This window comes from Cognatishimia sp. F0-27, from assembly GCF_020667845.1.
In the GTDB taxonomy this organism is placed as follows: domain Bacteria; phylum Pseudomonadota; class Alphaproteobacteria; order Rhodobacterales; family Rhodobacteraceae; genus JAFMPQ01.
In genome coordinates this window covers 1-8,764 of sequence record NZ_JAFMPQ010000065.1, presented here as the reverse complement: position 1 = coordinate 8,764, position 8,764 = coordinate 1, and the positions used below count along the sequence as shown (strand labels likewise).

General features: G+C 55.8%; 9 protein-coding genes and 2 pseudogenes. 3 read left to right on the top strand and 8 right to left on the bottom strand.

Features of this window, described 5'->3' with window-relative positions; translation table 11 throughout:
- The 5 genes from J1C49_RS21000 to J1C49_RS20980 all read right to left on the bottom strand — a co-directional run.
- Positions 1-668, bottom strand: a 668-nt coding sequence (locus tag J1C49_RS21000) for a tyrosine-type recombinase/integrase (RefSeq protein ID WP_227447791.1), incomplete at its 3' end; no start/stop codon positions are given.
- Between the two features lie 271 nt (positions 669-939).
- Positions 940-1,353, bottom strand: a complete 414-nt coding sequence (locus tag J1C49_RS20995) for a helix-turn-helix domain-containing protein (RefSeq protein WP_227447790.1) — start codon at positions 1,351-1,353, stop codon at positions 940-942.
- Between the two features lie 7 nt (positions 1,354-1,360).
- Positions 1,361-1,576, bottom strand: a complete 216-nt coding sequence (locus J1C49_RS20990; protein WP_227447789.1) for a helix-turn-helix domain-containing protein — start codon at positions 1,574-1,576, stop codon at positions 1,361-1,363.
- Between the two features lie 81 nt (positions 1,577-1,657).
- A complete protein-coding gene (locus J1C49_RS20985) occupies positions 1,658-2,245 on the bottom strand; it encodes a hypothetical protein (protein ID WP_227447788.1) in 588 nt (195 codons plus the stop codon).
- A 227-nt stretch (positions 2,246-2,472) separates the two neighbouring features.
- Entirely contained in the window at positions 2,473-3,567 is a 1,095-nt protein-coding gene (locus J1C49_RS20980) for a hypothetical protein (RefSeq protein ID WP_227447787.1), read from the bottom strand.
- A 242-nt stretch (positions 3,568-3,809) separates the two neighbouring features.
- On the opposite strand from J1C49_RS20980, the gene J1C49_RS20975 reads away from it, so the two are divergent.
- Together J1C49_RS20975 and J1C49_RS20970 are read left to right on the top strand one after the other, a co-directional pair.
- Positions 3,810-4,103: a hypothetical protein gene (locus tag J1C49_RS20975; RefSeq protein ID WP_227447786.1), complete on the top strand. Its 294-nt coding sequence runs from the start codon at positions 3,810-3,812 to the stop codon at positions 4,101-4,103.
- Positions 4,100-4,288, top strand: coding sequence for a hypothetical protein (locus J1C49_RS20970; RefSeq protein ID WP_227447785.1), 189 nt, complete (start codon positions 4,100-4,102; stop codon positions 4,286-4,288). Before J1C49_RS20975 ends, J1C49_RS20970 begins: the two co-directional genes overlap by 4 nt.
- Before the next feature lie 692 nt (positions 4,289-4,980).
- On the opposite strand, the pseudogene J1C49_RS20965 reads toward J1C49_RS20970, so the two are convergent.
- The 3 genes and pseudogenes from J1C49_RS20965 to J1C49_RS20955 all read right to left on the bottom strand — a co-directional run bounded on the left by J1C49_RS20965 (position 4,981) and on the right by J1C49_RS20955 (position 8,103).
- Positions 4,981-5,618: pseudogene (locus J1C49_RS20965) on the bottom strand (transposase).
- A gap of 207 nt (positions 5,619-5,825) precedes the next feature.
- Positions 5,826-7,184, bottom strand: a complete 1,359-nt coding sequence (locus J1C49_RS20960) for a hypothetical protein (RefSeq protein ID WP_227447784.1) — start codon at positions 7,182-7,184, stop codon at positions 5,826-5,828.
- Positions 7,185-7,403: 219 nt separating this feature from the next.
- Positions 7,404-8,103: pseudogene (locus tag J1C49_RS20955) on the bottom strand (IS5 family transposase).
- Between the two features lie 156 nt (positions 8,104-8,259).
- Between J1C49_RS20955 and J1C49_RS22000 the strand changes: the two are divergent.
- Positions 8,260-8,764, top strand: a 505-nt coding sequence (locus J1C49_RS22000; protein ID WP_227447783.1) for a transposase, incomplete at its 3' end; no start/stop codon positions are given.

Below are 8,764 nucleotides of genomic sequence, written 5' to 3'. Positions count from 1 at the left end.
AGATGGGTGATCCATGCGCGGAGCGCAACTTCGGCCTCGGGGAAGCCCTTGGCAAAGAAGGTATGCATGGATTTGCCGAACTTCGTCGCCACCTCTCGCGGGTTTTGCGTCACGGATTTGTCGTCGAGATCAACATGTTTGAGACGAAGGCTAATCAGGGCGGAAATGCGGATGCCGGTCAGGCAAAGCAGGCCAAAGAGCGCCTTGTCGCGCATTTCGCGTGGGGTGGTCGCGGGCACTATCTCAAGCGCCCGCAATGCCTGTTTCATGCTGGGCGCGGGGCGGGCCGGGGCGGCGCGGGCTTCGGCCTCATCCCGGCGCGACAGGTTGAAGTATTCCGCATCCGAGGCCCTGATCCGACTTCGGAACCCGTCTTGCTGCGAAAGCCAAAGGGTGAACTCGCGCAGGGTCGTCATGATAGCGCGCGCGGTGGATTTGCTCATCGGCTGTCCGGTCTTGGTCTTGGCGCGCTCCAAATGATCGCGGAAACCCATCGCCCACTGGACGTGGAATTTGGCGAAGTCCTTGCGCCCGTTCCACAAGTCAAAGCGCTCCAGCGCAGTCAGTTCCTTGTCGAGTGACTTGTCGGATAGCTGGCGGGCGAATTTGCGATATTCGAGAAATCGGCGTTTGAGGCGTTCGTTCTTTTCATTCGGTCGCTTGGTCATAATGGCCTCCTTTCAGGCTGTCACATTGGAGTGGGTTCGCGCATTGAACCGGGCAGAACCGCACCCCGGTTTGTGATGGGGATATTTCGCACGCGGGGGCGCGACGGATTCCCGGCGCAAAGGTTGCCAACTTTGGCCCTCCGCACCTTCGGTGGAGCGCTCCCAACACTGCCCGCGCCGCACCTTTTTGGTGGTATGCATTTCGGGGTGCCATGCGATGAGGTCCGAAGTGGAAATTCACGGGGGCCAATGTCCACCACCTCAATGTGCGCTAGTGCCGCGTAATTTTGAGGTCGAGGGTCCGGGCAATTTCCGGGATGCGCGCTTCGGCAACGGGCTTGGAGACGACTGTCCCGCACGCCTCGCACAGCGCCGTCAGCTTCGCGCGTCCCTCCTTGATCTCGCAATCCGCCATGCCTTCCGCCGCGCGCCGTTCCTTGCGGCACGGAAGACAGTAGAAGGTGTCGATACGGGTCTTCACCGAGCGCTTGTTGCGCTTCGTTTTGATGTGGTCACGCAGGTCGTCCCCCCGGATCAAAGCGGGCCGCGCGCCGTCCATGACGCGCAAGCCGTCCGTTGCCCAATTGCGGATGGTCCGGGGAGAGACGCCGGATACCTCCGCCGCCTCTTCGATGGTGTAGCAGCGGGCCGATTTGATCCCGCTCAGGCGTGCTTGCTTCGGCATATGTCCGTCACTCGCTCGCCTTGGTTTCGTTGCGCTTCAACCAGTCGCGCAGAGCCTCGATCCTGATCAGGCGGCGTGTGCCGATCTTGACGCTTTTCAGGTCGCCGGACGACAAGGCGGCGTAGAGCGTGGTCCGTCCGATGCTGCACAGGCGGGCCGCCTCATTGGGGGAAACGGCGAGTATTTGTGCGGCTTGGTTGATCAGTTCCGGCGTGTTCGTCATGGCTCATTCTCCTTTGCTAGAGCATGAGCGGACGGTGAGGGACGCGGGGCGGTTCAGAACAGGGGCGAGGTATTGACCCAGTTATGACCCAGCGCGGAATTTGGAGAGGTGGCGCTTTACGGTTTCGATTGATGGTGTTTTTGCGCTGGGATTCTGGACGGTGAAGGCAGCGCGAATCTCTCGACTTTCGGCATTCAACCCCGCAAGGGCGACTCCCGAATCCTGCCTGTCAGACATGATCGCCGCCAGCGCGGGACCTTGTTCGCTTGGCCGCCCGCCCGGGTTCCTGCGAGGCATTCCGACAAAGTCGGCGGGCGTGGCGAGTATGCGCAAAGCGCCGGTCTCATGATCCAACTCCGCCAGATCGTCCAGCCGAACCGCTTGCGAACCGGCAACGGGCAAGGTCCCTGCCGCCGTAACAGCCAACCGCCATTGCGTCCGAACCTCTCGGCTCAAGGCATCCGAAAAGCTTCGCGCATCTTCTTCGCTTTGCAACTTGGTGTGGAAATAGAACATCACCTCGCCAGCTTCGGCCTCCAGCGCACCGATTCGCCACGTCTGGCCATGAACAGGGGTCTGTTTGCGCCGCTTGCACCCCAAGGCCTCAGCCAAAGCGGCAACAATCCGCCCCGCATCGGGTCGTAGGGCTTGGACGCTCGGATAGTCCAAAACGACAACCCCAAGGTCGGGGCAGTGATACCCATAACTCCCACCCTCAAAGACAACCTGCGCAGAATGAGGCGCGTCGCACTCGTCACACACGACGGAAGAAACAACACGGGCCTCTCGAAAGAAACCATGGCGCAAGAGCGCAGCATAACCGGGCCGCCCGCGATAGTCCGATACAGCAGGTTTGCCGCCCGCCGCGATGATCTCACAAAGCAGGTCAAGCGCGTTCACTTAACGACCTCGAACAGATCGGCCTTGCTCGGAGGCGAGGCCAGCAGTTTCCAGCGCTCTAACAGGCCGAACACGAACTGCCGATCCGTCTCGGTCTTGTTTGGCAACGTCGTCGTGTTCGGCGCACTCAGATTTACCGTCAGCGTGCGCTTGCCCTTGCCGCCGCGCGCTTCAAGCATGATCCTAAGGGTTGCCGCGAGGATTTGCCATCCGCCCGCGCGCAAGGGTGAGGCCTGACCGAAGCGGCGGTCGAGGAAACCATAAAGCGTTTCGTCCTCGGCGCGCTTTTCAAAACGCGCGAAACCGCCATCCGAAGAGCGGAAGGACAAAGACGACACCTCGACCCGGTCGATGCCATCCGCCGGTTCGGTCTCAAATTGCGGGTCCGCGCGCAGCGTTTCCAAGAGAACATCTCGACGCGGCACTTCTACGGGCAATTCGGATTGCGGTGCAAAATGCGTGGCGAACATCTTGATATATTGCTCGCGAAAGGCCTTGCCGCCCTTGGCACATATCTCGACCACTCGCTCGTTCGGATCGGAGGCGAGGCCAACTTCCAGCACCTTTTGAACGGTCTTGCGCTCAAGACTTTTTTCGCCAAAGGACAATTCGCTTTGCGCGTACTCTTCAACGTATATCGTGGCCTGCGTCAGCGTGATTTCCCCGCCCGATGCCGGATCGATTCGGACTGATTGATACCAGTCGGCCTCACGCTTTCGGTGTTCGGTCAGGTCGAGAATAGCCACGGCATCAACAAGGAAAGCCTCGCGCGCGCTGGGCAAGTCAAGAACCCAAGGTTTGCCATCGTCGGGAAACTGAAACCGCGCCCATTGTCGCCCGCCGTTACGCCGCATCAGCGAGGCCTGCACGGCAACCCGGTCGATCATGCGCGGGTGATTCGTGGCCAGCATCAAAAGCACGTCCTGGACGCCCTCCAGCCCTTCCAGATCAATCCCTTGCCCCGCACAAACCTGCACCGCACCCATCATGCCGGTTTCATCTGCAATACTGGCGAGATGGTCCAATTCGGCCTTTACCGCATCCTGTTGCCGATCGGGCAATTCGGTCAACAGAGCCTTGATCGTCTCCACAAATGCGGTTCCGCGCCCTTCGCTCGTCCAATCGAAATCTTCGGGCGCATTGACTTGCCGCGCCTCCATGAACCGACGAAACCGATCGGAAGGCGCTTTCCGAATAAACCCGCTGAAAGATGCCATATCTTGTGCCCATATGGTTGCCCTCACGGAAATATAGTGGTCGTCTCGGTTTATCGCAAGTTCGGCAGGTTCAGGAGCGTTCGCAGTTGAGTTGTCACCTATTGGCCTCGGCCATCATGTTTGCGATGATCCTTGCATTGGTCTTATCTGCTCCCAAAAAACGTGCCGCTGACCATGGCGAAGTCTTCACTCCTGCGTTGATGGTGGGTGCCATGCTCGTTCTGGTGAAAGGCGAGACGGAGCGGATCGACGCGCGCTTCCTAGAACCGGCTTGCGGTAGCAGGAACTTCCTCGTTCCGGTGCTCCAGCGCAAGCTGGCGTCTGTGGAGGTGAAGTTCGGCAAGTCGGACTTCAAAAAACGGCACTATGCGCTTTTAGGCCGATGTACTGCTACGGGATCGAACTTTTGACCGACGACATCGAAGAGTTCCGCGCGAACATGCTCGAAGTCCTGGCGGAATACCTCTGCCGGACGCCCGAGGATGCGACTTACCGCGCGGCTTCGATTGTTTTTGCGGCCAACCTTTTCCATGGCGACGCATTGACCATGAAGAAGTCTCAAGGCAAACCGATCACCTTTGCCGAGTGGGGCTAAATCGGAAAGGGCGAGTTTTAGCGCCGCAATTCCCGGCTGGACGTCCTGACGAGCGTATCTGCTATCAACGCCAAAGTGCCGCTTTTTGCGGGCCTTGACAACCACGAGATATGCAAACCAACCAAGAAGTTTCCCGAAATCACAATTAGAAACCTCGCCGAACAATGCGGCCCCGCGCTCGAGGCCGCTGCATGAGCCAAACCGCATTTAGGTTAAGAGGGTAGAACCCGGACGTTCCGTCCTGCAATGCTAATCGGTTCAGTGTTGAAGTGTTCACGCCGCCCGAGTTCGCCATCCGGGTATTGGACGCGCTGGCGAAACAATGGGCGACGGATTAACGTGGCGCAAACAATTGGGTCAACTCGACAGTTAGGTTTTTTGATCCATGCACCAAGCTAGGAATGTACGTGCGAGAGATCACGAGACGTCTAATCAAAGGCCCTGAACCACAGATGCCAGAGCTGAAAACTCGCTTAGATCACATCCTAACACGGCAAGCCTACGGCATTGGCAGCACCGAGTTGACGGCCATATTGGCGCCGCGATCATACTATCTCTCGAAACACGCCATGCGTATCACACGCGGCTTCAATTCCGAAGTGGTCAATTTCTGGTTTGAGCGTGTTTAGTACAATTGGAGCTTTGTCGCACAAAACTCTTGCTGACCGGTCTTCCCCCTTCCCTGGATCCATTTATCCCACGGCTTTCGTGCCGGGTATGTGGAGCGCGGTATAACCGTTCTTGATGGCGATACGGACTTGGACCTCGGCGACCTGTCGGTCGACGTCGCGTACCATCAGCCACTGGCCCAGAAGTTTCATGCAGTGCATCTTCGTCTCAGCACCGATCCGGTGGTGATATCGGCTCCAGTTTCGCCAGATCGCGCTTCCAAGGTATTTCGATGCCCGGGGAGGGGCCTCATCGCGCGCGTGCCACTCGTTTTCACCCTCCACCTTGATGCCGGTTCTGTCGGCCAGTAGGTGCAGAGGGCCTCCGAGCCGCGAAACGGGATGTTCACAGCGAGTATTTTCTGACGACGCGATAGCGTGCTGAAATCCTGCACCGTCCAGTCCAGACCGACCAGTTTCACCACGCTATCAACGAAACCAGTCGTCTGACGCAATGCCATGCCTATAGGTACTTTCATCGTCAGGCATGTCTGAGCGGCGGGATTGCTTTAGGTCGGCTCACAGCCGCGCCTACCAGCGGGCGGTGCGTCCCAGAACTTCTCGGGACCGAACAAGATCGAAATTAAGTCCCGGCGGTTGCACGCTTCGTCATAGGCACGCTAGTTCGGGGTCTTGTAGGTCGAGGATATGTGTTTGGTCATGCGCATTAGCTACCATGCTAAATTCACGAAGTGAATCCCTCACCTGATTTGCGCAAAAGATCTCGCGGTTGGGATCAAAACGGAAAATACATCGTTTGTCGCTTGCACTGCCAGCCAGAGAATCCCGAACATAGCGACGACAGGGAATGCGATGCCAATGTGATCATCCAAGATTCAACAGCAACCTTGAGAGAGGAATAACTAGAACTATTGAATTATGCCGGTGCTGGTCGAGTTTCCAGCAATCGAAACCTCCATCGTATTGCCATCGCCAGTCTGCCATGCGGCAAATTTATTGGCGTGCCCAGAAATTGTTGTGATAACTTCACTAGCTGATCCCTCTTGTATTAGCGCATAATCATTATAATTTCCACTAACTGAAACTGTTGCTTTTAAAAGCTGGCCGCGCTGCGATATGAAAGCAGTTTTCTGCACTCCGGCCAAATCAAAGACTAGCGCTGCTGGGTTAGGATGCAACGCGTCAACAAATCGATCTGCATCCCTTCCGCCATTGAAAGACCCCAAAATATCTATGTCAAGGGCATTATTGAAACCAGATTGGCTAAAATAAGCTCTATTATATCGTCCGTTTGAGTGATATCTCAGAGCTTGGAACCCACCATATTGGACTGAGACAGCTTCGTTGTGCCCTCGGTAATGCACTCCACCCCCAACAATCATAATATCTGAGAAATTGTCATCACCTCTTTGAACAACCGCAAAATTGTTGTTTGTTAGCGTTAGATCGATGACTGCTTCATTTCTAGACCCCATTTGCTCAACAGAAGCTGATTGTTCAGCTTCAATAAAAGCTGATGCTACACCACCCTCCAAGAACCCAATGGAACCATTATTGTGCCCATACTGTCGAATTATTGAGCTGTTACTTTCTCCTACTTGTCGCAAGCTTGATACTCGATTGAGATTTCCAACTTGACTAATAATTGCGCTGTTTGCAGATCCTTCTTGAAATACTCCACCCGTGTTCGCAGCAACCTTCTGCTCCACAAGCGCATCCCCAACTAGAAAAAAATCAATATGATCGGATCCAACAATATTATTGCCGAACCCATATTTTCCAGATGATGTCGCCTGGTAGATCTCAACGAAATTCGGTTTGCCTAGTGAATTTACCTGTTGAATTTTTGAAATGACATTTCCCCGCACCCACTGCCGCCCACCCGTTATTGACGATTGAACCAAAAATGCACTATTTCCGTCTGATTGAAGTATACTGTTTGCAAATGAACCGTCCGCATCCTGACGAACCACCAGGATATTTCCATCACCAAGCTGAGCTACCCCAACATCATCAGTCGACCCAAAGAAGATTTTCTCTCCAGTTTGGCTCAAGCTCAAAAAATTGACATTGCCAATTTGACGAATCGGCGACCCAACGTACTGATTTCCACCAGCAAAATTTTCAGAGCCTTGCTGCTCCACTGTTTGCGAGTTTTCACTCCCTATCTGCAATAGAGATACATTATTTTGACCAGAAAGCGCGCCATCGGGGAGGAAAAACCCGCAGACCACGGCCGCACATGCGTTTAAGTACTGCTTAATCATTAACTGAAACCCTCACACACTCAGACCTTCCCCTACGAAAAGCTAGAAGAAGTCTAATTTGTTAACGATCTTTTAACTATTAGTTGATAAAGGCTCTGCTTTCAAGGCAAACTTGTCGCAGGAAACATGGTGATTCCCTACATCCGGCACGCAGTGTGCCGTCGACCGCCTTTTACCAAGAACAAATCGCGCTGATAGTATTTTGGCTAGGGTCAGGCTTCACAGCCCAAAGATGACGAGAGCCGCGAGGGGATGGCTGAGAGGAACACCTTGGGGCATCGACCATAGCGGGTGGCCACACGCCTCCAGTCCCTGAGCCTGCCGAACATGAGCTCGATGCGGTTTCGCGCTTGTTATCTCCGCTTGTCGTATTTGACCGGCGTCTTTCGTTTCTTCCGGCCTGGGATTCAGGCGCGTATCCTCCTGTCCTGCAACGCTTCTCTGAACCAGTCTGCGTCGTAGCCACGATCTCCGAGCAGCCATTTGACGTTTGGTAGGCCGCGGAGTAGTGCGCGCCGGTGTAATCGCTGACCTTTCCAGCGGTTACGAACAGGCCGATGGGCCGCCTCTGGGTGTCGCAGATGGCGCGCAAATTGGTGTTCATGCCGCCTTCAGTTCGACCGATCAGACGACCGCTGGCCCCCTTTTTGGCGGCCCTGCTGGTCGTCGTTCTATAAGCCACGAGAGATGTCGCGCCGATCATCACGGTCTTCTCTTCGCCTTGTCCGGCGGCCAGACCTGCCATCATCCGGGCGAAGATACCCTTCTCGCTCCAACGCTTCCATCTGCTGTAGAGTATTTTATACGGACCATACTCCTTCGGCGCACCCCGCCAACGCAAGCCATTATGGTTAATAAAGATAATCCCGCTCAAAACCCGACGGTCGTCGACCCGAGGCTTACCCTGAGGCTTGCCCATGGTCTTCGCTGCAGAGTGTCGGACGCCTCGGAGAGGTAATCTGCCGTGGCGGATCGTGCCTAGGTCCGAAATGCCGTCGTCTGTTTTGAGGCAACTGGCGGCCAATAATGGCAGTTGTGGGAGGCTCTGGAGGCAGAATAGGTTGTTGCCCGCCAAGTGCCGCCGGCACAGGTCAAGGCTTTTGCCCAAGGCCGTAGTACGCAGGCCAAGACAGACCGCATCGATGCGGAACTCATCGCCCGGTTCTTTGCCTTCCGGGCCGAGGCAGGTCGCGGGCGCCACGCAGAAAAGTTGCGCCGTATCAGAGGTTTGACGTCGAAACGCGCCCAGTTGGTCGAGATATGCAAACGGCTTCTGGCACAAATCCGCGCGCACCAGAAGCTGGGGGCCGCAAAGATGTCTGAGGACGCCGACAACGAATTGAAGAAGCGGATCGAATGTCTGATAAAGGAAATTGAAAACGGGATCACCCAGGCCTTCGGGAGCGACGATCATCTGACCAGGATGGCAATCGTCCTCCGCTCCATCCTGGGAGTCGGCCCGGTTGCTAGCACGATACTGATCGGAGAAATGCCAGAGATCGGCACTATCACAGGCGAAGCGGCCGCCGCCATCACCGGGTTGGCTCCCATAGCTCAAGACAGCGGAACACTTCCTGGAA